The following is a 23,760-nucleotide window of genomic DNA, read 5'->3' as shown; positions in this document are numbered from 1 at the left end:
CGTCACATCCACCGACGGAGCAGGTACTTCTCGACCACCACGAGGATCGCGTTGGTGATCGTGCCGAGCAGCGCCAGCAGGACGATCGAGAGGATGATCCGATCGACGCGGCCGCTGTTCTGCGAGTCGGTCAGCAGGAAGCCGAGTCCCATCGACGACGCGATCAGCTCGGCGGCGACGAGGAACAGCCACGCCTGCGCGAGCGCCAGCCGGAGCCCCGCGGCGACCGACGGCACGACGGCCGGCAGCTGCACCGTGCGGAAGAGAGACCATCCGCGAAGACTGAACGAGCGTCCCGCCTCTACCAGCTGCGGGTCGACGTGGCGGAGTGCGGACGCGACAGTCGTGTAGACCGGGAAGAAGGCGCCGATGGCGATCAGCGTCACCTTGGACTCCTCGCCGATCTGCATCCACAGGATCAGCAGCGGCACCCAGGCGAGCGACGGCACCGCTCGGATCGCGGAGAGCGTCGGACTGAGCAGCACGTCGCCGACCCGTGACAGACCGACGATGCCGGCCACCGCGAGTCCGATGACAGAACCGACCGCGAACCCGAGCAGGACCCGTTGCACCGAGATGGCGACGTGCGTCCACAGCGTGCCGCGCTCGGCCAGCTCGACCCCCGCGGTGAAGACGGATGCCGGCGAAGGGAGCAGGTAGGGCGCGACGAGCCCGGTGGTCGTGACCAGCTGCCAGGCACCGACGATGATGAGCGGAAGCAGCAGTCCGCCGACGAGACGCACCGCGGGTCGATCCCACGCATGACGGGCACCGGCCTCGTCACGACGCCGGACTCCGCGCGCCGCGTCGATCGCGTCCTGCGCATCCGCGGGCACCACCACGCGCTGGTCGGGAGTGATCACTCGCCGCCGACCGCCTTCTCGGCGAAGGTGGCGTTGATGAGGGAGTCGAGCGCCTTCTCGACCGAAGCCTCGCCACCCTGGACATCTCCGGATTCGACCAGCACCGGCGCGATCTTCTCGAGCACGGCGATCTGCGCCTCACCGGGGATGCCGCTGACGTCGAGGTTCGACCGCTCCTCGATGACGGTCGTCGCGACCGCGGGGTCGATCCCTGCGACCTCGGCGAGCAGCGCCGCGGTCTCGTCGGGGTTCTCGAGGGCCCACTCGCGCGCCTGCTCGTATGCGTCGACGACCGCCTGCGCGAGGTCCGCGTGGTTCTCGATGAAGTCCTCGGTGGCGTTGAGGAAGCCGTAGGTGTTGAAGTCCACGTTGCGGTAGATGAGCTCATCGCCCGATTCCACCTCGGCCGCGGCCATGATGGGATCGAGGCCCGCCCAGGCGTCTACCGAGCCGCTGTCGAGAGCGGCACGGCCGTCGGCGTGCTGGAGGTTCTGGACCTCGACGTCGTCGACCGAGAGGCCTGCTTCCTCAAGAGACTGGAGCAGGAAGAAATAGGGGTCCGTTCCCTTCGTCGCCGCGACCGACTTGCCCGCGAGGTCCTCGACCGAGGTGATGTCGCTGCCGGGGCCGACGACGATCGCCGACCATTCGGGCTGCGAGAAGATGTCGATGACCTGGATCGGTGAGCCGTTCGATCGGGCGAACAGTGCCGCCGAGCCGGCCGTGGAGCCGACGTCGATCGAGCCGGAGCGCAGCAGCTCGTTCGCCTTGTTGGATCCCGCGGACTGCACCCACTCGACCTCGACATCGTCGCCGAGGATCTCCTCGAGGATCCCCTGGTCGCGGATCACGAGGCTGAGCGGGTTGTAGGTCGCGAAGTCGATGGACAGAGTGTCCGCCGACCACTCCCCCGAGGCTGCCGCGTCGTCGGACGACGAGTCCGAGGCGGTGGCGTTCTCACCGGCGACGCAGCCGGTGGCGACGAGCATCATCGTCCCTGCGATCGTGATCGCGGGGATGATTCGTCGGGTGATGGTGCTCATCGGGTCTCCTCGGTGGCGGTGCGGTGGTGGGTGTCCACGCCGAGTCCTTCGAGGAGCTCTGCGCGGAGGTCGGCGAGACCGCGATCGGCGCGGTCCCGGGGTCGGATGCCGGGGACGGTGATCGCGCGCACGATGGACGGCGCTTCCGTGTCGGCGTCGCCGAGCGTGCGCAGCAGCAGCACACGATCGGCGAGATAGAGGGCTTCTTCGACATCGTGCGTGACGAGGAGCACGGTGGTCGGCTCAGCCGCATGGATCTTGAGGAGCAGATCGTGCATCCGCAGGCGGGTGAGCGCATCGAGCGCACCGAACGGCTCGTCGAGCAGCAGCACGCCGGGATTGCGAGCGAGGGCGCGTGCGAGCGAGGCGCGCTGCGCCATGCCACCCGACACTTCGCGTGGCCGCTGATCAGCGGCCTTCTCGAGGCCGACGAGCTCGATGAGCTCCCGCACACGTTCCCGGCCTTCGCGGCGCGCGGTGCCACGGGGCAGACCGAGTTCGATGTTCTGGGCGATGGTCCGCCATGGCAGCAGGCGGGGCTCCTGGAACGCGACGGCGGTGCGCTCGTCGACGTCGGCCACGCGCGTGTCCTGGATGCGGATGCTGCCGCCGGTCGGCGCATCCAGTCCCCCGACGAGCCGCAGCAACGTCGACTTGCCGCACCCGGAGGGACCGACGATGGCGACGATCTCACCGGCGGCGACGTCGACGTCGACCGCGCGGAGGACGTCGCGCCGGCCGCGGGAGAGCGTGAAGCTGCGCTCCACCCCCTGCAGGCGCACCGGCTGTGCGGTGCCGGCGATCGCCGACGCGCCGGCCGTCGAGGGCGCCGAGAGCAGAGAGGTCATGTCCCCATGCTGTCCAACCCGCCGGAATGTGACGAATGCGAGCGTAATGATCGGTCATGGAGATCCGAGGACGCGTCGAGACGCAGAACGGGCCGCCATCCCGAAGGATGACGGCCCGTTCAGAGCGTGATGCTTAAGCGTTGCCGCCCGAGAGCTTCTCGCGGAGAGCCGCGAGAGCCTCGTCATCCGCGAGCGTGCCCGCGCCTGCGGCCTCGCTCGAGAAGACCTGACCACCGAAGTCGTCGCCAGCGGCCGCCTCGGCCTCGGCTGCCTTGGCAACCTGAGCCTTGTGCGCCTCCCAGCGAGCCTGGGCTGCAGCGTACTCCTGCTCCCATGCCTCGCGCTGGGTGTCGAAGCCTTCCTTCCACGCACCGGTCTCGGGGTCGAAGCCCTCCGGGTACTTGTACTCGCCGGCCTCGTCGTACTCGGCGAGCATTCCGTAGAGCGCCGGGTCGAACTCGGTGCCGTTGACGTCGACTGCCTCGTTCGCCTGCTTCAGCGAGAGCGAGATGCGACGACGCTCGAGGTCGATGTCGATGACCTTGACGAAGACCTCTTCGCCGACCGACACGACCTGCTCGGCCAGCTCGACGTGCTTGCTGGAGAGCTCGGAGATGTGGACGAGGCCCTCGATGCCGTCTGCGACGCGAACGAACGCACCGAACGGAACGAGCTTGGTGACCTTACCCGGCGTGACCTGTCCGATCGCGTGGGTACGGGCGAAGACCTGCCACGGGTCCTCCTGCGTAGCCTTCAGCGACAGGGAGACGCGCTCGCGGTCGAGGTCGACCTCGAGGATCTCGACGGTGACCTCCTGGCCAACCTCGACGACCTCAGAGGCGTGCTCGATGTGCTTCCAGGACAGCTCGGAGACGTGCACGAGGCCGTCCACGCCGCCCAGGTCGACGAATGCACCGAAGTTGACGATCGACGACACGACACCCTTGCGGACCTGACCCTTGTGCAGGTTGTTCAGGAACGTGGTGCGCGACTCCGACTGCGTCTGCTCGAGCAGCGCACGGCGGCTGAGCACGACGTTGTTGCGGTTCTTGTCGAGCTCGAGGATCTTGGCCTCGATCTCCTGGCCGAGGTACGGCGTGAGGTCGCGGACGCGGCGCAGCTCGATGAGCGAGGCCGGCAGGAAGCCGCGGAGGCCGATGTCGACGATGAGTCCACCCTTGACGACCTCGATGACCGTACCGGTGACGACGCCGTCGTTCTCCTTGATCTTCTCGACGTCTCCCCAGGCACGCTCGTACTGAGCACGCTTCTTGGAGAGGATCAGACGGCCTTCCTTGTCCTCCTTCTGGAGAACCAGGGCCTCGACCTCGTCGCCGACCTTGACGACCTCGTTCGGGTCGACGTCGTGCTTGATCGAGAGCTCGCGCGAGGGGATGACGCCCTCGGTCTTGTATCCGACATCGAGGAGGACCTCATCGCGGTCGATCTTGACGATCGTGCCTTCGATGATGTCGCCGTCGTTGAAGAACTTCAGGGTCTTCTCGACCGCGGCCAGGAAGTCCTCAGCAGATCCGATGTCGTTGATGGCGACCTGCTTGGTGGCCGGGGCGGTCGTTGCGGTAGTCATGTAGTGGGTTGTCCTTGTGAATGGAGACTCGGGCTGAGGGCTCCGGCCGCGCACGGCCGATCATGAGCTCTGCAGCGATTGATTGGTTTCTGCCTCCCGGGCATGCATAGGCACGCCACGAGTGACAGTCAAGGTTATCAGATCCCGAGACGATATGACGGACTCGATACCATCCGCGTTCGGCGCGCTGACAGACTGTCTGCATGCCCCGCGCCGACAAGCTCCTCCTGCTCGACACCGCAAGCCTCTACTTCCGTGCGTTCTACGGGGTGCCCGACAAGGTCACGGCGCCGGACGGCTCCCCGATCAACGCCGCACGAGGACTCCTCGACATCATCGCGAAGCTGGTGACGCTGTACGAGCCGACCCATGTGGTCGCGTGCTGGGACGACGACTGGCGACCCCAGTGGCGAGTCGACCTGATCCCCAGCTACAAGGCGCACCGTGTCGTCGAGGTCGTGCCCGCGGGGCCCGACGTCGAGGAGGTCCCCGACCCCCTCGAGGCGCAGATCCCCCTCATCCGCGAGACTCTCGCCCTGCTCGGCATCCCGATCATCGGCGTCGCGGAGCACGAAGCGGACGACGTGATCGGCACGCTCGCGACGCACGCCACCATGCCGGTCGACATCGTCACGGGCGATAGAGACCTGTTCCAGCTCGTCGACGACGCGAGGAACGTGCGCGTCATCTATACCGCACGAGGCATGAGCAATCTCGAGATCGTCACGGATGCCGTGGTCGTCGCGAAGTACGGCGTGCTGCCGAGCCAGTACGCCGACTTCGCGACGATGCGCGGCGACGCATCGGACGGACTTCCCGGCGTGGCCGGCGTCGGCGAGAAGACCGCGGCCACGCTCCTGCAGGCCCATGGCGATCTCGCCGGCATCCGCGCGGCTGCCGAGGCGGGTGAGGGGATGAGCGCCGGGGTCCGGGCGAAGGTGCTCGCCGCCGCGACGTACCTCGAGGTCGCCCCCACCGTCGTCGCCGTCGCGACCGACCTCCCGATCACCTCGCCGAGCGACCCGCTGCGTCCGCTCGACCCGTCCGAGGCGGATGCTGCGACCGCACTGGCTGAGCGGTGGAACCTGGGCGGCTCGATGACCAGGGCCGTCGCCGCGATCGCGACGATCGACGCCTGACTCAGCTCGCCCAGGCCAGCAGTCGGTCGAGACCCCAGGTCGTGATGATGCGGGAGGCAGGCACCCCCGCCTTCTCGGCACGCTCGGCACCGTGATCGAGGAGCGAGAGCTGACCCGGTGCGTGCGCATCCGAGTCGATCGAGAAGAGGCAGCCGGCCTCGAGGGCGATCGCGATCAGATCGTCGGGCGGGTCCTGACGCTCCGGCCGGGAGTTGATCTCGACCGCGACGCCGTTCTCGGCGCATGCGGAGAAGACGGCACGGGCATCGAACTGCGATTCCGGACGAGTGCCTCGGTCCCCCTGCACCAGCCGTCCGGTGCAATGCCCGAGCACGTTCACGCGCGGGTGGCTCACGGCGGCGATCATCCGTGCGGTCATGGGCCGGGCGTCCATCCGCAGCTTCGAATGGACGGATGCGACCACGATGTCGAGCTCCCCGAGGAGGGCGTCCTCCTGATCCAGCGCGCCGTCTTCGAGGATGTCGACCTCGATCCCCGCCAGCAGCGTGAACCCGTCACCCGATTCCGCCCTCACGAGCGGCATCTGCTCGCGCAGCCGCTCCGCGGAGAGTCCGCGGGCGACCCGCAGACGCGGCGAATGATCTGTGATCGCCTGATACTCGTGACCGAGAGCCCGCGCCGCTGACGCCATCACGCCGATAGGCGTGGTTCCGTCCGACCAGTCGGTGTGCGCGTGCAGGTCCCCTCGCAGCTTCGCTCTCAGGGCCGACACGCGCTCGGGCTCCACGTCGCCTCGGAGCTCCACGAGATAGTCGGGAACCTCTCCGCTCTGCGCCTGTCGGATGACTCCGAAGGTCGATTCGCCGATCCCTGTCGCCGCGCGCAGCCTCGTCGGATCCGAGCGCACGTCCTCCGGCAGCTGCTGCAGGGTCGCAGCTGCCTGACGGAAGGCCTTCGCCCGGTACCGCGACGCGCGTTCCCGCTCCAGCAGCGAGGCGATCTCGAGCAGGGCGGCGATCGGGTCCATCACATCTCCTATGCGGATGCCAGCTCGCGGCTGACGCCGATCCATTCGTCGAGCTTCGCTATGGCGCGACCGTCGTCGACCGCCGCGGCTGCCCGCTCGTAGCCCTCGCGGAGACGCTCGAGGATCGGTCGCTGTACCTGAGTCGCGTCCTGGGACAGCTCGAACGCGACGATCCCGGCCGCCGCGTTGAGGAGCACGATGTCTCGCACCGCGCCCGTCTCCCCCTCGAGCGTCCGGCGCAGCACCGCCGCGTTGTGGTCGGGCGTTCCGCCGATCAGATCCGCGAGGTCCGCGATCGGGATCCCGAGATCTCGAGGATCGAGATCGTGCTCGTGGATGTCACCGCGCGTGACCTCCCAGATGCGGCTGTGCCCCGTGGTCGTCAGCTCGTCGAGGCCGTCGTCTCCGCGGAACACCAGGGCCGTGGCGCCCCGCGTCCGGAACACTCCCGTGATGAGGGGGACGCGCTCGAGCTGCGCCACCCCGACGGCGTTCGCCTCGGCCCGAGCCGGGTTGCAGAGGGGGCCGAGCATGTTGAAGATGGTGGGGACGCCGAGTTCGGCACGGACGGCGCCCGCGTGCTTGAACCCGGGGTGGAAGGCGCCCGCCCAGGCGAACGTGATGCCCGTGCGGTCGAGGATCGACGACACCGCCGCAGGATCGAGGGTGAGCTCCAGCCCGAGCGCGCTCAGCACGTCGGATGAGCCGGAGGCGGAGCTGGCTGCGCGGTTGCCGTGCTTGACCACCGGGATGCCGGTCGCCCCGATGATGACCGCCGCGGTGGTCGACACGTTGACCGTGCCGACACGGTCACCGCCGGTGCCGACGATGTCGAGGACGTCGGGCGACACGGGCAGCGGGACCGCCGCCTCGAGGATCGCATCACGGAATCCGACGATCTCATCGATCGTCTCTCCCTTGGCGCGGAGGGCGACGAGGAAACCGGCGAGCTGCGCCTGCGTGACGTCGCCGCGCATGATCTGACGCATCGCCCACGTCGATTCCCAGACGCTGAGGTCGCGACGCTCCAGGAGAGTGGTGAGCACGTCGGACCAGGTCAGGGAATCAGCCATGTGTGCGATCCTATCGGCGCAGGGAAAACGTGCAGACTCTTGCAGAACGGGCGCCGGGCGTCGATCATCCCTCGTTTCCCGCGTATTCACCGAGGATTCGCAGCGTTTTCTTAGGGTCCCCTAAGTCGTTCGCGGGCGAAACGAGGGCCTCCGGTGCGAGAATCACGCCCGGAGATCGGCCATAATGGAATGGTGACGACCTCAGCGACGTATGCCCCGGCGGCAAGAACGATCAAGCGCCCCAACCCGGTAGCTGTCGGCACCATTGTGTGGCTCGGCAGCGAGGTGATGTTCTTCGCGGGACTCTTCGCGATCTACTTCACGCTCCGCAGCACCTCCCCCGAGCTCTGGGCCGACCGCACCGAACTGCTGAACGTCCCGTTCGCGTTCGTGAACACGGCGATCCTCGTGCTCTCCTCGTTCACGTGCCAGATGGGCGTGTTCGCGGCCGAGGACCTGCAGCCGTACCGCATCACCAAGGGACAGAAGAACGGCGCCGGCCGCCGTCGCCTGTTCGGCTGGGGCATGGTCGAGTGGTTCTTCCTCACCTTCGCCCTCGGCGCGATCTTCGTCTCCGGGCAGGTCTGGGAGTACGCGCAGCTCGTCGCAGAAGGCATGCCGATCAGCGCTGACTCCTACGCATCCGCGTTCTACCTGACGACCGGCTTCCACGCCCTGCACGTCACCGGCGGTCTGATCGCCTTCCTCCTCGTCATCGGCCGTGCGTACGCCGTCAAGAATTTCCGGCACAAGGAGGCGACCTCCTCGATCGTGGTGTCCTACTACTGGCACTTCGTCGACGTCGTCTGGATCGTGCTGTTCGTCGTCATTTACTTCCTGAAATAAGAGCGGAGCTGATCCCCGAGATGGCACGAGAGAAGAAGCGCCGTTCGAATGGCCGTCGCAGTCCCCTGGCTGCGGCAGCCCTCATCGGAGCAGGCCTCATGATCACCGGCGCCGTGTACGCCGGAACGTCCGCAGCCTTCGCTGCGACCGACACCCAGACCACCGCGGCGAGCACGCTCACCGTCGAGGACGGCGAGAAGCTGTTCACGGCCAACTGCGCCACCTGCCACGGTCTCGATCTGCAGGGCACGGCGAACGGACCGAGCCTCTACGGCGTCGGCGAGCTCGCGGTCGAGTTCCAGATGTCGACCGGCCGCATGCCGCTGCAGATGCAGGGGCCCCAGGCGCCGCAGAAGGAGCCGCAGTTCACCGAGGAGCAGATCCTCGCGATCTCCTCCTTCGTGCAGGAGTCGGCTCCCGGCCCCACCTTCCCCGAGGACCACATCCTCGACGGTGAAGGCGACGTCGCCAACGGCGCGGAGCTGTTCCGCGTCAACTGCGCGATGTGCCACAACGTGGCGGCCGCCGGAGGAGCACTCACCGAGGGCAAGTACGCCCCCGCACTGACCGAGACCAGCGCGCTGCACATGTACGCGGCCATGGTCACCGGCCCCCAGAACATGCCCGTCTTCGGCGACATGAACCTGTCGGACGAAGACAAGCGCGACATCATCTCGGCTCTGCTCTACCAGCAGCAGTCCGTGCAGATCGGCGGTTTCTCGCTCGGTTCGCTCGGTCCCGTCTCCGAGGGCCTGTTCGTCTGGATCTTCGGCATCGGCGCGCTCGTCGCCATCACCGTGTGGATCACGGCGAAGTCCAACTGACGCTTATTCATCGAAGAGGAACGTACGAGGAGCACCATGGCACACGACGACGACTCGCAGGCTCTTGACAGGGCCTACCAGCCCTCTCCGGGGCTGGGTGTCGCAGTCAGCGATCCCGTGCAGAACCCGGGGCTGCCGCCGCACCGCGCGCGGATGACCGACAAGGACCCGCGCGCTGAGAAGGCTGCAGAGCGCACGGTCTACACGCTGTTCTATCTCTCGCTGGCAGGAAGCATCTGGGCGGTCGCCGCCTACATGCTCTTCCCCATCGAGAGCGGCGCGCTCATCGACATCCGTCAGAACAACCTCTTCATCGGTCTGGGCATCGCACTCGCGCTGCTCTCGATCGGCATCGGCGCGATCCACTGGTCCAAGGCGCTGATGAGCGACAAGGAGCACATCGAGCACCGTCACCCCACCCGGGGCAAGGACTCGACGCGAGAGGCCGTCGTCGAGGCGTTCGCCACGGCCAACGAGGAGTCCGGTTTCGGACGACGGACGATGATCCGCAACTCGCTGTTCGCGGCGATCGTGGCCTCGATCATCCCCGGTGTCACGCTCTTCCGCGGTCTCGCTCCGCACAGCACACCCGACGACCCCACCGCGGGCGATCCGGTCACGCTGCTGAAGCACACCATGTGGGAGAAGGGCCAGCGTCTCGTGCGCGACCCCGACGGCACCCCGATCCGCGCAGCGGATGTGACCCTCGGATCCGCATTCCACGTGATCCCCGAGGATCTCGCAGAGCTCAGCCACCACGACGGCTACCTCGAGGAGAAGGCCAAGGCCATCGTGCTGATGATGCGCCTGCGCCCCGAGCAGCTCATCGAGGCCGAAGACCGCAAGGACTGGTCGTACGACGGCATCGTCGCGTACTCGAAGGTCTGCACGCACGTCGGATGCCCGGTGGCACTCTACGAGCAGCAGACGCACCACCTCCTCTGCCCCTGCCACCAGTCGCAGTTCGACGTCACGGATCACGCCAAGGTCATCTTCGGACCTGCCGCGCGTCCGCTGCCGCAGCTGCCCATCACCGTCGACGACGAGGGCTACCTCGTCGCACGCAGTGACTTCACCGAGCCCGTCGGCCCGAGCTTCTGGGAGCGCCATTGAGCACCGCAACGCTGTCCAAAGAGGACAAGGACAACAAGGCGCCTCTCGGCGGCCGATTCGTCGGCGCCGCGTCGAACTACATCGATGAGCGCACCAGCATCTCCGGCTTCGTCAAGGAGCTCGGACGCAAGATCTTCCCCGACCACTGGTCGTTCATGCTCGGCGAGATCGCGCTGTGGAGCTTCGTGGTCGTGTTCCTGTCTGGAACCTTCCTGACGTTCTTCTTCCAGGCCTCCATGGTCGAGACGCACTACACGGGCGCCTATGCTCCGATGCGCGGCATCGAGATGTCGGCGGCACTCGAGTCGTCGCTGCACATCTCGTTCGACCTCCGCGGTGGTCTCCTGGTTCGCCAGATCCACCACTGGGCCGCACTCGTCTTCGTCGCGGGAATCGGCGTGCACATGCTGCGCGTGTTCTTCACCGGCGCGTTCCGCAAGCCCCGCGAGCTCAACTGGGTGATCGGCTTCGTGCTGTTCGTCCTGGCGATGGCCGAGGGCTTCACCGGATACTCGCTTCCCGACGACCTGCTCTCGGGCAACGGCCTCCGCATCATCGACGGCATGATCAAGGGCATCCCCCTGATCGGCACCTGGACCTCGTTCCTCCTCTTCGGCGGCGAGTTCCCGGGTACGGACATCGTCGGACGCCTGTACACGCTGCACATCCTGCTGCTGCCGTTGCTGGTGATCGGCCTCATCGCCGTGCACCTCATGCTGATGATCGTCAACAAGCACACGCAGTTCGCCGGCCCCGGCCGCACGAACGACAACGTCGTCGGCTACCCGATGATGCCGGTGTACATGTCGAAGATGGGCGGCTACCTGTTCATCGTCTTCGGCACGATCGTGCTGATCGCGACGTTCTTCCAGATCAACCCGATCTGGAACTACGGCCCGTACGACCCCTCCCCCGTCTCCGCCGGTACTCAGCCTGACTGGTACATCGGATTCGCGGACGGCGCCCTGCGTCTCGCTCCGTCCAACCTCGACGTGGTCTTCCTCGATCGCACCTGGTCGTTCGGGATCCTGCTGCCGCTGGTCGTCCTCGGGCTCTTCATCGTGCTCGTCGCGATCTACCCCTTCATCGAGGCGTGGATCACGGGAGACAAGCGCGAGCACCACATCGCTCAGCGCCCGCGCAACGCGGCGACCCGCACCGCGATCGGCGTCGCCGGCGTGATCTTCTACGCCGTCCTGTGGGCTGCAGCATCCTCCGACCTCATCGCGACGCACTTCATGCTGACCATGGAGGGCGTGATCCACGCGCTCCAGGCGCTGCTGTTCGTCGGACCGGTCCTCGGCTACTTCATCGCCAAGCGGATCGCCCTCGCGCTGCAGAAGAAGGACCGCGAGATCGTGCTGCACGGTTTCGAGTCCGGCCGCATCGTCCGCCTTCCCGGCGGCGAGTTCATCGAGGTGCACCAGCCGGTCGACACGTACGACCGCTGGAAGCTCATCGATGTGGACAACTACGAGCCTCTGGTCGTGCGTCCGAACGCGAAGGGACGAATCTCGTGGACGGAGAACCTCCGTTCTTCCATCTCACGGTGGTTCTTCGAGGACCGGCTCGCGCCGCTCACGCAGGCGGAGATCGAAGCTGCGGACGCTCACCAGCACCACGTCACGGCTCAGAACGATGAGACCGAGGCGGCGGAGATCCAGGGCGCCCATGAGCGCGCCGGCGTCCCCGACGCTCCGATCACCGTCAGCGAGACGCACGTCGACGAGACGGCGAACACTCCCAGCACGGTCATCGCGACCGAGCCGGTGAAGAAGCCTCGCAAGAAGAAGTCCGAGGACGACGAGTAACATCGCCGCTCCCCCACAAGAAGGCCCTGTCCGTTTCGGACAGGGCCTTCTTCATGTCCGGGAGGGTCTCAAGTGAACGTGGAAGGATCGTGCCATGAGCTCCGCAGTCCAACTCATCCGATCCGCCGATCTCGCTGCCGCCCCCTATGCCTACGCCGCCACTGCTCCGGCGGGCTCCCGACTCATCTTCCTCGCGGGCGCCTGCCCGCTCGAGGACGACGGATCCACCACGGCCCCCGGCGACTACGCCGCGCAAGCGTCACGTTGCCTGGAGACCCTCGATCTCGCGCTGCGCGCCAGTGGCGCCACGATCGCCGACGTCATCAGCACGCGGGTCCTCGTGGCGTCGTCGTCTCAGGCTGATCTGGTCACGGCATGGAACGTCGTTCACGAGGCCTTCGCGGAGCACGACGTACCGAGCACACTCATGGGCGTCACCGTGCTGGGGTACGACGACCAGCTGGTGGAGATCGAAGCGGTCGCTGCGATCGCGGAGGCGAACCGATGAGCGCTGCGATCAGGCCCGCCACGTCCGAGGATGCGGAGCTCCTGACCGCCATCGAGGCCCAGGCTGACGCTCTCCTGATCGACAGCCTGGGGGCGCCAGTCTGGCCTCCCGCTGCGAACGGTGCCGAACGCCTCGCCGAGCCGGGATTCGTTCTCGTTCTGGAAGAGTCAGAGGGCTCCTCCCCTGTGGGTTTCGTCCATGTCCTGGACTCCGACGGTCATGCGCACCTCGAACAGCTGTCTGTCCTCCCCACCGTGGGACGACAGGGATTCGGTCGCCGCCTTGTGAGCGCTGCACTCGATGAGGCGCGGGATCGCGGCTACACGCGCATGACCTTGCGGACCTATGCCGAGATCCCGTGGAACGCGCCCTTCTACGCGTCGTGCGGGTTCCTCGAGAGCATCCCCGAGACGCCGTTCCAGCGCGGCCTGGTGGAGACCGAGGCCTCCCTCGGCCTCGACCGATACGGACGCCGCGTCCAGATGACAGTGGAGCTCTGAGCCTGCAGTCCACATTGGCGGATTCCAGTGCGCCGCCGTCCGGATGATGACGGCGGGACCTCGCGCCGTTGCCTAGGCTGAGCGCATGATCGATCGCGCTGACTACTACGCCGCCAAGCTCACCTACGAGACCGATGCGAGCGATGTGTATGCCGCTCTCCGCTCCGAAGACGACATCGTCATCATCGATGTCCGCTCAGAGGAAGCGTGGGCGCAGGGACGCGTCGCTGGAGCGACACAGATGCACTACAGCGAGATCGCGAGCCGCGCTCCTGCCGAGATCCCCCTCGACGCCGCCGTCGTCGTCTACTGCTGGAGCCCGGGGTGCAACGCCGGCGCGAAGGGCGCTCTGGAGTTCGCGAAGCTCGGCTACGCCGTTCGCGAGATGATCGGCGGGTTCGAGTATTGGGTCAGGGAGGGCTATCCCGTGGAGGACGCCGACGGCGTCCACCGTCGGCCTGTCGACCCGCTGACGGGCATCGCCCGTGTCCGCAGCCGCGCGTAGCGACAGGACATGCAGAAAGCCCCTGGGATGGAGATCCCAGGGGCTTTCTGCATGCAGATCAGCGGGCGAAGTTCCCGCGGTAGTACTCGTAGACCCAGCCGACGATCGCGACGACGAAGATCGCCAGGCCGATCGGAAGCAGGAAGTGTCCGACGGCCAGTCCCACGACGAAGACGGCAGCGGAACCCGCGAGGACGATCGGCCACCAGGACCAGGGGCTGAACTCGCCGAGCTCGGGGTCTCCGTCGTCGATGTCGCTCGTGAGGATGTCCTCAGGCAATTCGCCGTTCTGAGCCTTGTGCGTGCGGTCGAGGTAGAACGCGATCATCGCGCCCATGAACGCGGCGAAGAACAGCGCCACGGTGCCGACCCATTCGATCCGCGCGGCGAAGTTGTCCGACGGCGTGGCGAGGATATGCCAGCCGGTGTAGACGACGCCGACCAGGGCGAAGAAGGCGGTCAGGACCCACCAGAGGATGACATTGTCGCGCATGGCTCAGTGGCCCTCTCGCTCGCCGGGCGCAGCGGGCGTGAACTCCGCAGCCTCGGGATGGTTCAGGTCGAACGCGGGACGCTCACTGCGGATACGCGGGATCGACGTGAAGTTGTGACGCGGCGGCGGGCAGGACGTCGCCCACTCGAGCGAAGCGCCGTAGCCCCACGGGTCGTTCACCGTGACCTTCGGAGCCTTGCGAGCCGTGATCCACACGTTCAGGAAGAAGGGCAGCATCGAGGCACCGAGGATGATCGCGCCGATCGTCGAGACCTGGTTGCCCCACGTCCATCCGTCTTCCGGCGAGTAGTCGGCGTAGCGACGCACCATGCCATCGACGCCCAGCCAGTGCTGGATGAGGAACGTCATGTGGAAGCCGATGAACAGCATCCAGAAGTGCACGTAGCCCAGGCGCTCGTTGAGCATGCGTCCGGTCCACTTCGGCCACCAGAAGTAGAACCCGGCGAACATGGCGAACACGACGGTGCCGAAGACGACGTAGTGGAAGTGCGCGACCACGAAGTACGAGTCGGACAGGTGGAAGTCCAGCGGCGGAGCCGCGAGGATGACACCGGTCAGGCCACCGAAGACGAACGACACCAGGAAGCCGAGTGCGAACACCATCGGGGTCTCGAAGGTCACCGATCCACGCCACAGCGTGCCGATCCAGTTGAAGATCTTCACACCCGTCGGCACTGCGATGAGCATCGTCATGAGGGCGAAGAACGGCAGCAGCACAGAGCCGGTCACGTACATGTGGTGAGCCCACACGGCGACGGACAGTGCGGCGATCGCGATCGTCGCGTACACGAGCGTCTTGTATCCGAAGATCGGCTTGCGGCTGAAGACCGGGAAGATCTCGGAGACGATGCCGAAGAACGGCAGAGCGATGATGTAGACCTCAGGGTGACCGAAGAACCAGAACAGGTGCTGCCAGAGCAGGACACCGCCGTTGGCCGGGTCGTAGATGTGAGCGCCGAGCACGCGGTCCGCACCTGCGGCGAAGATCGCGGCGGCGAGCACCGGGAAGGCCATCAGGATGAGGAGGCTCGTGATGAGCGTGTTCCACGAGAAGATCGGCATGCGCCACATCGTCATACCCGGTGCGCGCATCGTGATCACCGTGGTGATGAAGTTCACGGCGCCGAGGATGGTTCCGAAGCCCGAGATGCCGAGACCCAGCATCCAGAGGTTTCCACCGGCACCCGGAGAGAAGGACGCACTGGCGAGCGGCTGATAGGCGAACCATCCGAACGAGGCCGCACCCTGCGGGGTGAGGAAGCCGGCGACGGCGATCGTCGAGCCGAAGAGGAACAGCCAGAACGCGAACGCGTTCAGACGCGGGAAGGCGACGTCCGGGGCGCCGAGCTGCAGCGGCAGGATCGCGTTGGCGAAGCCGGCGAACAGCGGTGTCGCGAACATCAGCAGCATGATCGTGCCGTGCATCGTGAAGAGCTGGTTGTACTGCTCCTTGGTCGGGATGATCTGCATTCCCGGAGCGAAGAGCTCAGCACGGATGACGAGTGCCATCACGCCGCCGAGGAGGAAGAACAGCACCGAGGCGATGAGGTACATGTACCCGATCGTCTTGTGGTCGGTGGAGGTGATCCACTTGACGACGATGTTGCCCTTCTGCTCGACACGCGACGAGCTCATGAGAGCAGCCTGACGTGCGGGCAGGGTGGTGGGTCGAGAGCGAGGGGCCTCGTCGGTGCGGGGGGCTTCAGTGGTCGACATGGCTTACTCCTCTCCTTCCTCGGAGGTCGGGGCGGTGGTCCCCGGGTAGTTCGACAGACGGTCGTACGCGTCCGTGATGTCTCCCGTGTTGCCTTCCTCCTCGAGAGTCTGGAGGTAGGCGTCGTACTCGTCCTGCTCGACGACCTTGACGTTGAAGAGCATCATCGAGTGGTACTCGCCGCAGAGCTCGGCGCACTTGCCGGCGTACTCGCCGACTCGGGTCGGGATGAAGGACCAGGAGTTGTCCTTCCCGATGTACATGTCCTTCTTGTACAGGAAGTCGATGATCCAGAACGAGTGGATGACATCGCGGGACTGCAGGTTGATCGTGACCTTCTGGTCGACCGGCAGCACCAGCGTCGGGAGCTGCGCCTGATCGATGGTGCCGTCCGCGTCCGGCTGGGCCTGGATTCCCATCGTCCAGACGGCGTCGGAGTTGTCCTCTTCTTCCCCGTCGTACTGGAAGTCCCACGCCCACTGCTTGGCGATGGCCGTGATCTCGACGTCGGGTTCGTCCCACTTCGTCTCGATCGCCGACTGGTCACGCGCGGTGAAGAAGAACATGCCCAGCACGAGGATCAGCGGCACGACCGTGTAGAAGATCTCGATCGGCATGTTGTACCGCATCTGCACGGGCAGTCCGGTCTGACCCTTCCGGCGACGGTAGGCGATCGCGGCCCAGGCCATCAGGCCCCAGGTGATCACGCCGACGGCGAGGAGGACGATCCAGGAGTTGACCCAGAGCGACGAGACGCGCTCGGTCTGGTTGGTGGCCGCAGGCTCACCCTCCACGAAGCCCGGGAGGTAACCGTTCAGCTCAGTGGCAGTACATCCCGCCAGGGCCACGGCTGCCGCTACTCCCAGGGGGAGAGCGGCCCAACGAAGGCGGCGTTTCGAGGGCACGATGCACCTTTCAGATTGCGGACAGGGCACACCCAAGTCTAGGGCAACCTCACACCTGATTCATGCCAACCACGCAGGTTGGCGGAGGGGTTCGGATCAGTGGAAGCTGTCTCCGCAGGCGCAGCTGCCTGCGGCGTTGGGGTTGTCGATCGTGAAGCCCTGCTCCGAGATCGTGTCCTTGAAGTCGATGGAGGCGCCGTCGAGGTACGGGACGCTCATGTTGTCGATGATGACCTCGACGCCGTCGAAGTCGACGGTCTCGTCGCCCTCGAGGAATCGCTCGTCGAAGTACAGCTGGTAGATCAGGCCGGAGCATCCGCCGGGCTGAACGGCTACGCGCAGACGCAGGTCATCGCGGCCCTCCTGCTCGAGAAGGTTCTTGACCTTCGTGGCCGCGGCATCGGTCAGCTTCACGCCGTGCGCCTGGGTGGTCTCTGCCGAAGTCAGTGTGGTGTCGCTCATGTCGCTCCTTGTGACGGGCCGTGCTCGCACGGCTGGTATCTCGATTTTACCCTCAGGCTCGCGGATACGGCTCAGATGATGATGTCGTTCATGCGCGAGAGCAGCAGAGCCTCGGTCGCGACCGCATGGCGGAACGTGTCGAGGTGCAGCGATTCATTCGGGCTGTGGGCACGCGAGTGCGGGTCCTCGACGCCGGTCACGAGAATCTGCGCATCGGGGAACTCCCGCACCAGATCTGCGATGAACGGGATCGAACCGCCGACGCCGAGGTCGACCGGCGGCACACCGTACCCGTCGCGCATCGCATCGCGGGTGAGGGCGACCGCCCAGCCGCTGGTGTCGACGAGGAAGCCGTTTCCCAGGTCGACGTCGGTGAAGGTCAGCTCCGCACCGAACGGCGCGTTCGCGCGCAGATGCGCCTCGAGGGCGGCATACGCCTCCTCCCCCGTCTGACCTGGCGCGACGCGCGCGCTCACGACCACCGTCACCTCGGGAAGGAGGGTGTTCGACGCCGCGGCGACGCTCGTCGCATCGATCCCGATGACCGTGACCGCCGGCTTGTTCCAGATCCGGCTGAGAATGCTGCCGCCGCCGACCGGAGACGTGCCAGGAAGAAGACCCGCTTCATCGCGGAGCGTGTCCTCGGTGTACTCCGGCGTCGGCGCGTCGCGCTCGGTCATCCCCTCGACGGCGACGGAGCCGTCCTCGTTCCAGAGCGTGGCGAGCATCCTCACCGTGGCCATCATGGCGTCCGGAACCGCTCCGCCGAACATGCCCGAGTGGGACGCGTGGTCGAGGGTGCGCACGCGCACGGTGAAGCGCGCATTGCCACGGAGCGAGACGGTGAGGCCGGGGGTGACCGAATCCCAGTTGCCCGAGTCGGCGACCACGATCGCATCCGCCCGGAGCGCTTCCTTGTTGTCCGCGAGGAACTGAGCGAAGGAGCGCGATCCGTACTCCTCCTCCCCCTCGATGAACATCGCGATCCCGAGCTCGAGATCGTCGCCCACGACCTCGGCCACAGCGCGGATCGCGGCGATGTGCGCCATGATGCCCGCTTTGTCATCGGCGGCTCCGCGCCCGTACAGGCGTCCGTCGCGCACCGTTGGTTCGAACGGCGGCGTCTCCCACAGCGCGTCGTCTCCCGGAGGCTGCACGTCGTGGTGCGCGTAGAGCAGGATCGTCGGCTTGCCGTTGCGCGCAGCACGCGTCGCGAGCACGGCAGGCTGCCCGTGCTCGTCGGTGCCCGGGATCGCGGCGCGCAGCACCCGCACGTCGTCGAAGACCCCCGTCGCCGTCGCGAGCGCGGCGACCGCCTCCGAGCTGCGTTCGAGTTGCGTCTGGTCGAACGCAGGCCAGGCCATGCCGGGGATGCGGACGAGTGCGCCCAGGTCGCTCAGCGCGGCCGGGAACCCTGTGGCTGCGGCCTCGAGGACGGCCGGCTCGCGTTCGCTGGACAGATTCTGGTCACCGGGCTGGGCAGGAGATGTCATGCGAGTAATCTTAAGGTGATCCGCCTTCACTGAACCGAGGAACCTCGTGGCCACTACCCCTGTCCCCCCTTCGACGAACGACGACGCCGCCGAGACGACCGCGTCGGGCAAGGGACGCGCGACGCCGACCCGGGCCGAGCAGGAAGCGGCCCGCCGCCGTCCTCTGGTCGCGAACACCAAGGAGGCCAAGGCCGCAGCGCGCGCCGAGCTCAGCGAGCGACGCAACCGCGCGCAGGCCGGTCTGGCGGCCGGCGAGGAGAAGTACCTCCCGGCTCGCGACAAGGGCCCGCAGCGCCGCTGGGTCCGCGACTACGTGGACGCCGGATGGCACCCCGCTGAGTTCGTGATGGGCGTCATGGTGCTCGTCATCCTCATCTCGCTCCTTCCGGCCAACCTCGCCATCGGCGGCTTCGCGATCGCCGGCTGGGCGTACCTGGTCATGATGGCGTACCTGATCCTCGCGATCGGCGGCATGATCCTGCTGGGGATGCGCGTCAAGCGCAAGGTCGCCGCGAAGTTCGGCAAGGACCGCATGGAGCGCGGTCTCGGCTGGTACGCCGCGATGCGGTCGCTGCAGATGCGGTTCATGCGTCTGCCCAAGCCGCAGGTCAAGCGCGGCGACCGCCCCGCCTGATCCCCTGAGTAATCGAGAGAGGCGCCTCGTGCTCTATGAGCACGAGGCGCCTCTCTCGTTCGTATGCGCAGCTTCTCAGCGTGCGACCAGGCCCCGGTTGATCTCGCGTCCCCAGAACGGACCGCGGTACAGGAACGCCGTATAGCCCTGCACGAGCGTCGCGCCCGCTTCGAGTCGCTCCTGCACGTCCGCGGGCGTCTCCACTCCCCCGACGGCGATGACGCAGAACTCGGCGGGCACGGTCGAGCGAACCAGACGCAGCACCTGAAGCGAGCGCTCCTTGAGGGGCGCGCCGGAGAGGCCGCCCGCTCCGATGCCCGCGACCGTCGCCGCGTCCGTCGTGAGTCCATCCCTGCTGATCGTGGTGTTGTGCGCGATGATGCCGGCGAGGCCCTCGGCGACGGCGAGCTTCGCGATCGCGGCGATCTCGTCGTCAGCCAGATCGGGGGCGATCTTGACGAGCAGCGGAGTCTTTCCGGATGCCGCGCGCACCGCCCGGAGCAGCGGAGCCAACGTCTCCACCGCCTGCAGTCCCCGAAGACCCGGGGTGTTCGGGGACGAGACGTTGACGGCCAGGTAGTCGGCCAGCGGGGCCAGCCGCGTCGCCGAAGCGACGTAGTCGGCAGTGGCGTCCTCGACGTCGACGACACGGCTCTTGCCGATGTTGACTCCGATGACCGTGTCAGGGGCGCCGCGACGCAACCGCGCGAGGCGCCGGGCCGCGGCATCCGCGCCCTCGTTGTTGAATCCCATGCGGTTGATGACCGCACGATCGGCGATCAGCCGGAACAGTCGGGGCTTCGGGTTGCCCTCCTGCGGGATCGCGGTGACGGTGCCGACCTCGACGTGGCCGAAGCCGAGCGCTGCAAGGCCGCGGACACCGATCGCGTTCTTGTCGAACCCGGCGGCGATGCCGAAGGGCGAGGAGAAGCTCAGTCCGAGTGCGTCCACCCGCAGCGACGGGTCCGGCTTCGTCAGTGCCCGCGTCGCCCAGGAGAGCGGCGGCACTCCGAGCACGCGGATCACCGCCATACCGGCGTGGTGGGCGAACTCGGGGTCGAAGCGCGACAGGACAGCGCGAAAGAGCAGCGGATACATCCCTGCCAGATTACCGGTCGGCAGGCTCCGGCTTGACGTGGTCGGCACGCAGATCCGTGATGGCGCTCTCGAAATCCTCGAGCGAGTCGAAAGCCTGGTACACGCTCGCGAACCGCAGGTATGCGACCTCATCGAGGTCGCGGAGGGGTCCGAGGATGGCCAAGCCGATCTCGTTCGTATCGAGCTGCGAGACACCTGTCTGCCGCACGGCCTCCTCGACACGCTGAGCGAGGACCGCCAGATCGGCCTCGGTCACGGGGCGCCCCTGACACGCCTTGCGCACGCCGGAGATCACCTTCTCGCGACTGAACGGCTCCATGACGCCCGAACGCTTGATGACGTTGAGGCTGGCCGTCTCGGTGGTCGTGAAACGCCCGCCGCACTCAGGGCACTGACGACGGCGCCTGATCGAGAGACCGTCGTCGCTGGTGCGGGAATCGATGACGCGAGAGTCCGAGTGACGGCAGAAGGGGCAGTGCATCTGACCGATCCTACGCGGTGAAACGCGCCTCGATCGCCTCGCCGTGCGCGGGGAGCACTTCGGTCTCGGCGAGGGCGACGACCCCCTCACGGACCTCGGCCAGGGCGGCCCGATCGTAGGAGATCACCTGCTGCGGACGAAGGAACGTGTAGGCGCCGAGTCCCGGCGCATAGCGCGCCTGTCCCCCGGTCGGCAGAACGTGGTTGCTGCCCGCCATGTAGTCGCCCAGACTCACCGGCGTGTGGTCGCCGACGAACACCGCACCTGCGCTCGTGAAGCTGTCGGCGGCGTCCTCGGCATCCTCGAGGTGAAGTTCGAGGTGCTCGGGAGCGTAGGCATTGCTGAACGCCGTGGCCATGGCACGGTCGTCGACGAGCACGATCGCGGACTGCGGTCCGTCGAGAGCTGCGGCCACCCGGGTCGTGTGACGGGTCGCGCCGGCCTGCTGCGCCACCTCTTCGGCGACACGATCGGCGAGCTGAGGCGAGTCGGTGACGAGGACGGCCGAAGCCTGCTCGTCGTGCTCGGCCTGACTGACGAGGTCGGCGGCGATGAGACGCGGGTCGGCGGCGGCATCTGCGACGACGAGGATCTCGGTGGCCCCCGCCTCGGAGTCCGTGCCGACGACCCCCGCCACCGCCCGCTTGGCGGAGGCGACGTAGTTGTTGCCGGGCCCTGACAGCACGTCGACCGGGTCGAGTCCGATGCCGGCGACGCCGTGCGCGAAGGAACCGATGGCGCCGGCGCCGCCGATGGCGTACACCTCCGTGATGCCGAGGAGGCCTGCCGCGGCGAGGATCGTGGGGTGGACGCGACCTCCCTGGTCCGCCTGGGGCGGTGAAGCGAGCGCGATCTGCTCGACGCCCGCGACCTGGGCGGGGACGACGTTCATGATGACGCTGGACGGATACACCGCCTTGCCGCCGGGGATGTACACGCCCGCGCGGTGCACAGGCTGCCAGCGTTGGGTGATCGTCGCGCCGGCGCCGATCCGGGTGATCCGACGTGCGGGAACCTGGGCTTCGGAGGCGATGCGCACCCGGCGAATCGCCTCGTCGAGGGCATCGCGGACAGCAGGCGCGAGGGTCTCGAGAGCATCGGCGATGTGCTGCGCGGGCACGCGGATCTCATGACCCGTGACACGATCGAAGCGTTCAGCCTGCTCGCGCAGCGCCTCTTCGCCGCGCTCGCGCACGTCCTCGACGATGCGCGTGGCGGTGTCGAGAGCCTCGGCCCGTGCCTGGGTGGCTCGCGGCACGGCCGCGAGCATGTCAGCCGGCGAGAGCGTGCGCCCTCGCAGATCGATCGTGCGCAAGATCAGCCCTTCGTGATGTCTGAGATGTCGTGCAGGTAGCCGATGCGACCGTCGTCGTGTCGGATGACATAGGCGCCACCGCGGTCCTCGATGACGAGCGCCCACGCATTCGGTCCGATTCGGAAGATGACCTCGCCGCGTTCGTCATGCACGTCCCGCTCGGTCGGCGCGAGGATCCAGAAGGGCTGCGGGGTCGAGTAGGCGTCCTGAGGGCTCGTCGCGGCGAAGTCCGAGTCGTGTTCGACGGCGGGGAACGCGGTCGTCTCGGGCGACGAGACATCGCGCGCGGTCGCACCGAGAAGCGACTCGATGCTTCCGGTGTCGGACACGATCTCGGGTTCCTGGCCGCGCGACCGGCGCGAGTACGCCGGGGTGTACTCCTCATCGGAGGTCGTCTCCTCGGTCCCGGTCCCCCCGCCCGACGCGTGGGAGGACAGCGGCACCTGCTCGGCGACATCGAGACGGGCGACCTCATCGGTCGCCTGCTCACGGGACAGTTCGACGTCGATCCCCTCCGCCGAGGGTGTCGTGTAGGCGGTCGGTGCAGCGTCCGTCGCGTAGGCCGTCGGTGCGGCGTCCGTCCCGTAGGCCGTCGGCGCGGCGTCCGTCCCGTAGGCGTCCGTCACGTAGGCCGTCGGTGCAGCGTCCGTCGCGTAGGCCGTCGGCGCGGCATCCGTCGCGGCGGTGTGGGCCTCAGGAGCGACATCGCTCGACGAGGCGGGCGATGCGTACGACGCAGGTCGCAGGTCCGTGTCGGCCGAAGTATCGGCCTCGACGGCGACGGGAGCGTCGGCGCCCGGGGCGGCAGGCTCGGGGCGAGGACGCGCGATGACCGGTCGGACCGGATTGGCGTTGCGGTGCGCGAGCGTGACGAGTCGGCCCTGGAAGTCTTCCTTGAGGCCGGGCACCAGCGGAGCGAAGACCGTGAGGACGACGAGCGCGAGCGCTGCGAGCAGCTGAACGACGCCGTTCCAGGGCAGCCCGAAGACACCGAACTCGATCGCGAACGCGACGGCGTTCCAGAGTGCGCCGAGCCAGAAGACCGCTGAGACGGAGAACGCCACGGAAGCGAACTGGTCGATCCCCAGCGAGCCGACCCGGCGGATGCCGTCGGGTGAGAAACGGCGGAGGACCAGCAGGAACACGGCGACCGTCGGCACGCCGATCGGGAGGACCCACTGGATTCCGGCACCCCAGATGGACGAGTCTCCGACGTACGGGAAGAACGACGCGATGAAGGCGATCAGCCACACGCCGACGATGAGCAGCTCCCGCAAGGTGAATCCGAGGATGCCGTACTCCGGCGTCACCTCATCGTCATAGAGCACGCCGTCGTCATCGGAGAAGTCCTCGTCGAGAGGTGACTCGTCTGACGCCGACGACCGGTCTGCAGCTGAGTCGTCACTGTTCAGGAAGGGTGATTCCGTGCTCATGGGGAGGGTCCTTTCGCCACGGTGCAGAGCCTTAGTCGTCGTGCACCCGAACGCGTCCCGAT

At 67.2% G+C, this 23,760-nt stretch carries 24 protein-coding genes; 9 read left to right on the top strand and 15 right to left on the bottom strand.

Annotated elements, in window-relative coordinates; all coding sequences use genetic code 11:
• Positions 1–2 precede the first annotated feature (2 nt).
• The 4 genes from AB0P11_RS04515 to rpsA all read right to left on the bottom strand — a co-directional run bounded on the left by AB0P11_RS04515 (position 3) and on the right by rpsA (position 4,342).
• Positions 3–812, bottom strand: a complete 810-nt coding sequence (locus AB0P11_RS04515; protein WP_053099160.1) for an ABC transporter permease — start codon at positions 810–812, stop codon at positions 3–5.
• A gap of 47 nt (positions 813–859) precedes the next feature.
• Complete coding sequence (locus AB0P11_RS04510) at positions 860–1,906, bottom strand: aliphatic sulfonate ABC transporter substrate-binding protein (RefSeq protein ID WP_363520106.1); 1,047 nt, start codon at positions 1,904–1,906, stop codon at positions 860–862.
• A complete protein-coding gene (locus AB0P11_RS04505) occupies positions 1,903–2,754 on the bottom strand; it encodes an ABC transporter ATP-binding protein (RefSeq protein WP_053096690.1) in 852 nt (283 codons plus the stop codon). Before AB0P11_RS04505 ends, AB0P11_RS04510 begins: the two co-directional genes overlap by 4 nt.
• Before the next feature lie 133 nt (positions 2,755–2,887).
• On the bottom strand, positions 2,888–4,342 hold the full coding sequence (gene rpsA / locus AB0P11_RS04500) for a 30S ribosomal protein S1 (protein ID WP_053096692.1): 1,455 nt from the start codon (positions 4,340–4,342) through the stop codon (positions 2,888–2,890).
• A gap of 203 nt (positions 4,343–4,545) precedes the next feature.
• Here rpsA and AB0P11_RS04495 point away from each other — a divergent pair, with 203 nt between their 5' ends.
• Positions 4,546–5,481: a 5'-3' exonuclease gene (locus tag AB0P11_RS04495; protein ID WP_056278945.1), complete on the top strand. Its 936-nt coding sequence runs from the start codon at positions 4,546–4,548 to the stop codon at positions 5,479–5,481.
• Position 5,482: 1 nt separating this feature from the next.
• On the opposite strand, the gene AB0P11_RS04490 is transcribed toward AB0P11_RS04495, so the two are convergent.
• Together AB0P11_RS04490 and trpD are read right to left on the bottom strand one after the other, a co-directional pair.
• Positions 5,483–6,469 (bottom strand): PHP domain-containing protein, encoded by a 987-nt coding sequence (locus tag AB0P11_RS04490; protein ID WP_363520102.1) that lies wholly within the window; start codon positions 6,467–6,469, stop codon positions 5,483–5,485.
• 8 nt (positions 6,470–6,477) lie between these two features.
• Positions 6,478–7,542, bottom strand: a complete 1,065-nt coding sequence (trpD, locus tag AB0P11_RS04485) for an anthranilate phosphoribosyltransferase (protein WP_363520099.1) — start codon at positions 7,540–7,542, stop codon at positions 6,478–6,480.
• 189 nt (positions 7,543–7,731) lie between these two features.
• Here trpD and AB0P11_RS04480 point away from each other — a divergent pair, with 189 nt between their 5' ends.
• The 7 genes from AB0P11_RS04480 (at position 7,732) to AB0P11_RS04450 (ending at position 13,649) form a co-directional block, all read left to right on the top strand.
• Positions 7,732–8,388, top strand: a complete 657-nt coding sequence (locus tag AB0P11_RS04480) for a heme-copper oxidase subunit III (RefSeq protein WP_363520096.1) — start codon at positions 7,732–7,734, stop codon at positions 8,386–8,388.
• Between the two features lie 20 nt (positions 8,389–8,408).
• Positions 8,409–9,212 carry a cytochrome c gene (locus AB0P11_RS04475; RefSeq protein WP_053096702.1) on the top strand — a complete coding sequence of 268 codons (804 nt, stop codon included), beginning with the start codon at positions 8,409–8,411 and terminating at the stop codon, positions 9,210–9,212.
• A 36-nt stretch (positions 9,213–9,248) separates the two neighbouring features.
• Positions 9,249–10,325, top strand: a complete 1,077-nt coding sequence (locus AB0P11_RS04470; RefSeq protein WP_042538395.1) for a Rieske 2Fe-2S domain-containing protein — start codon at positions 9,249–9,251, stop codon at positions 10,323–10,325.
• A complete protein-coding gene (locus AB0P11_RS04465; protein WP_053096706.1) occupies positions 10,322–12,136 on the top strand; it encodes a cytochrome bc complex cytochrome b subunit in 1,815 nt (604 codons plus the stop codon). The genes AB0P11_RS04470 and AB0P11_RS04465 overlap by 4 nt, the downstream gene beginning before the upstream one ends.
• 94 nt (positions 12,137–12,230) lie before the next feature.
• Complete coding sequence (locus tag AB0P11_RS04460; protein WP_363520091.1) at positions 12,231–12,644, top strand: Rid family hydrolase; 414 nt, start codon at positions 12,231–12,233, stop codon at positions 12,642–12,644.
• Positions 12,641–13,144 (top strand): GNAT family N-acetyltransferase, encoded by a 504-nt coding sequence (locus tag AB0P11_RS04455; protein WP_285363345.1) that lies wholly within the window; start codon positions 12,641–12,643, stop codon positions 13,142–13,144. Before AB0P11_RS04460 ends, AB0P11_RS04455 begins: the two co-directional genes overlap by 4 nt.
• Positions 13,145–13,229: 85 nt before the next feature.
• A complete protein-coding gene (locus AB0P11_RS04450) occupies positions 13,230–13,649 on the top strand; it encodes a rhodanese-like domain-containing protein (protein ID WP_363520088.1) in 420 nt (139 codons plus the stop codon).
• Positions 13,650–13,707: 58 nt separating this feature from the next.
• Here the strand turns inward: AB0P11_RS04450 and AB0P11_RS04445 are convergent, their stop codons facing one another.
• The 5 genes from AB0P11_RS04445 to AB0P11_RS04425 all read right to left on the bottom strand — a co-directional run bounded on the left by AB0P11_RS04445 (position 13,708) and on the right by AB0P11_RS04425 (position 18,737).
• On the bottom strand, positions 13,708–14,142 hold the full coding sequence (locus AB0P11_RS04445) for a cytochrome c oxidase subunit 4 (protein ID WP_053096714.1): 435 nt from the start codon (positions 14,140–14,142) through the stop codon (positions 13,708–13,710).
• A 3-nt stretch (positions 14,143–14,145) separates the two neighbouring features.
• Complete coding sequence (gene ctaD, locus AB0P11_RS04440; protein WP_053096716.1) at positions 14,146–15,879, bottom strand: cytochrome c oxidase subunit I; 1,734 nt, start codon at positions 15,877–15,879, stop codon at positions 14,146–14,148.
• A gap of 3 nt (positions 15,880–15,882) precedes the next feature.
• A complete protein-coding gene (coxB, locus tag AB0P11_RS04435) occupies positions 15,883–16,782 on the bottom strand; it encodes a cytochrome c oxidase subunit II (RefSeq protein ID WP_053096718.1) in 900 nt (299 codons plus the stop codon).
• Positions 16,783–16,878: 96 nt separating this feature from the next.
• Positions 16,879–17,244: an iron-sulfur cluster insertion protein ErpA gene (gene erpA / locus AB0P11_RS04430; RefSeq protein WP_053096720.1), complete on the bottom strand. Its 366-nt coding sequence runs from the start codon at positions 17,242–17,244 to the stop codon at positions 16,879–16,881.
• Positions 17,245–17,315: 71 nt separating this feature from the next.
• A complete protein-coding gene (locus AB0P11_RS04425; RefSeq protein WP_072591447.1) occupies positions 17,316–18,737 on the bottom strand; it encodes a dipeptidase in 1,422 nt (473 codons plus the stop codon).
• A gap of 46 nt (positions 18,738–18,783) precedes the next feature.
• Between AB0P11_RS04425 and AB0P11_RS04420 the strand changes: the two genes are divergently transcribed.
• On the top strand, positions 18,784–19,371 hold the full coding sequence (locus AB0P11_RS04420) for a DUF3043 domain-containing protein (RefSeq protein WP_053096724.1): 588 nt from the start codon (positions 18,784–18,786) through the stop codon (positions 19,369–19,371).
• 75 nt (positions 19,372–19,446) lie between these two features.
• On the opposite strand, the gene AB0P11_RS04415 is transcribed toward AB0P11_RS04420, so the two are convergent.
• The 4 genes from AB0P11_RS04415 to AB0P11_RS04400 are packed head-to-tail and all read right to left on the bottom strand — an operon-like array spanning position 19,447 to position 23,698.
• Positions 19,447–20,469: a quinone-dependent dihydroorotate dehydrogenase gene (locus tag AB0P11_RS04415; protein WP_363520082.1), complete on the bottom strand. Its 1,023-nt coding sequence runs from the start codon at positions 20,467–20,469 to the stop codon at positions 19,447–19,449.
• Positions 20,470–20,479: 10 nt separating this feature from the next.
• Positions 20,480–20,950, bottom strand: coding sequence for a transcriptional regulator NrdR (nrdR, locus tag AB0P11_RS04410; RefSeq protein WP_053096729.1), 471 nt, complete (start codon positions 20,948–20,950; stop codon positions 20,480–20,482).
• A gap of 10 nt (positions 20,951–20,960) precedes the next feature.
• A complete protein-coding gene (hisD, locus tag AB0P11_RS04405) occupies positions 20,961–22,268 on the bottom strand; it encodes a histidinol dehydrogenase (protein WP_363520843.1) in 1,308 nt (435 codons plus the stop codon).
• Positions 22,268–23,698, bottom strand: coding sequence for a hypothetical protein (locus AB0P11_RS04400; protein WP_230100720.1), 1,431 nt, complete (start codon positions 23,696–23,698; stop codon positions 22,268–22,270). Before AB0P11_RS04400 ends, hisD begins: the two co-directional genes overlap by 1 nt.
• Positions 23,699–23,760: the final 62 nt, after the last annotated feature.

The sequence above is a fragment of the Microbacterium sp. NPDC079176 genome (genome assembly GCF_040686675.1).
In the GTDB taxonomy this organism is placed as follows: domain Bacteria; phylum Actinomycetota; class Actinomycetes; order Actinomycetales; family Microbacteriaceae; genus Microbacterium.
The sequence above is the reverse complement of the archived record's forward strand: the minus strand, read 5'-3'. Positions and strand labels throughout refer to the sequence as shown.

What these genes read in the sequence shown, in the direction of transcription:
- AB0P11_RS04460 (WP_363520091.1), top strand. Translation starts at nt 12,231, where the DNA reads ATGAGCTCCGCAGTCCAACTCATCCGATCCGCCGATCTCGCTGCCGCC.
- AB0P11_RS04475 (WP_053096702.1), top strand. Translation starts at nt 8,409, where the DNA reads ATGGCACGAGAGAAGAAGCGCCGTTCGAATGGCCGTCGCAGTCCCCTG.
- AB0P11_RS04415 (WP_363520082.1), bottom strand. Translation starts at nt 20,469, where the DNA reads ATGTATCCGCTGCTCTTTCGCGCTGTCCTGTCGCGCTTCGACCCCGAG.
- AB0P11_RS04490 (WP_363520102.1), bottom strand. Translation starts at nt 6,469, where the DNA reads ATGGACCCGATCGCCGCCCTGCTCGAGATCGCCTCGCTGCTGGAGCGG.
- ctaD (WP_053096716.1), bottom strand. Translation starts at nt 15,879, where the DNA reads ATGTCGACCACTGAAGCCCCCCGCACCGACGAGGCCCCTCGCTCTCGA.
- AB0P11_RS04510 (WP_363520106.1), bottom strand. Translation starts at nt 1,906, where the DNA reads ATGAGCACCATCACCCGACGAATCATCCCCGCGATCACGATCGCAGGG.
- erpA (WP_053096720.1), bottom strand. Translation starts at nt 17,244, where the DNA reads ATGAGCGACACCACACTGACTTCGGCAGAGACCACCCAGGCGCACGGC.
- AB0P11_RS04505 (WP_053096690.1), bottom strand. Translation starts at nt 2,754, where the DNA reads ATGACCTCTCTGCTCTCGGCGCCCTCGACGGCCGGCGCGTCGGCGATC.
- AB0P11_RS04495 (WP_056278945.1), top strand. Translation starts at nt 4,546, where the DNA reads ATGCCCCGCGCCGACAAGCTCCTCCTGCTCGACACCGCAAGCCTCTAC.
- AB0P11_RS04480 (WP_363520096.1), top strand. Translation starts at nt 7,732, where the DNA reads ATGGTGACGACCTCAGCGACGTATGCCCCGGCGGCAAGAACGATCAAG.
- AB0P11_RS04400 (WP_230100720.1), bottom strand. Translation starts at nt 23,698, where the DNA reads ATGAGCACGGAATCACCCTTCCTGAACAGTGACGACTCAGCTGCAGAC.
- AB0P11_RS04425 (WP_072591447.1), bottom strand. Translation starts at nt 18,737, where the DNA reads ATGACATCTCCTGCCCAGCCCGGTGACCAGAATCTGTCCAGCGAACGC.
- AB0P11_RS04470 (WP_042538395.1), top strand. Translation starts at nt 9,249, where the DNA reads ATGGCACACGACGACGACTCGCAGGCTCTTGACAGGGCCTACCAGCCC.
- AB0P11_RS04445 (WP_053096714.1), bottom strand. Translation starts at nt 14,142, where the DNA reads ATGCGCGACAATGTCATCCTCTGGTGGGTCCTGACCGCCTTCTTCGCC.
- AB0P11_RS04455 (WP_285363345.1), top strand. Translation starts at nt 12,641, where the DNA reads ATGAGCGCTGCGATCAGGCCCGCCACGTCCGAGGATGCGGAGCTCCTG.
- AB0P11_RS04450 (WP_363520088.1), top strand. Translation starts at nt 13,230, where the DNA reads ATGATCGATCGCGCTGACTACTACGCCGCCAAGCTCACCTACGAGACC.
- nrdR (WP_053096729.1), bottom strand. Translation starts at nt 20,950, where the DNA reads ATGCACTGCCCCTTCTGCCGTCACTCGGACTCTCGCGTCATCGATTCC.
- rpsA (WP_053096692.1), bottom strand. Translation starts at nt 4,342, where the DNA reads ATGACTACCGCAACGACCGCCCCGGCCACCAAGCAGGTCGCCATCAAC.
- trpD (WP_363520099.1), bottom strand. Translation starts at nt 7,542, where the DNA reads ATGGCTGATTCCCTGACCTGGTCCGACGTGCTCACCACTCTCCTGGAG.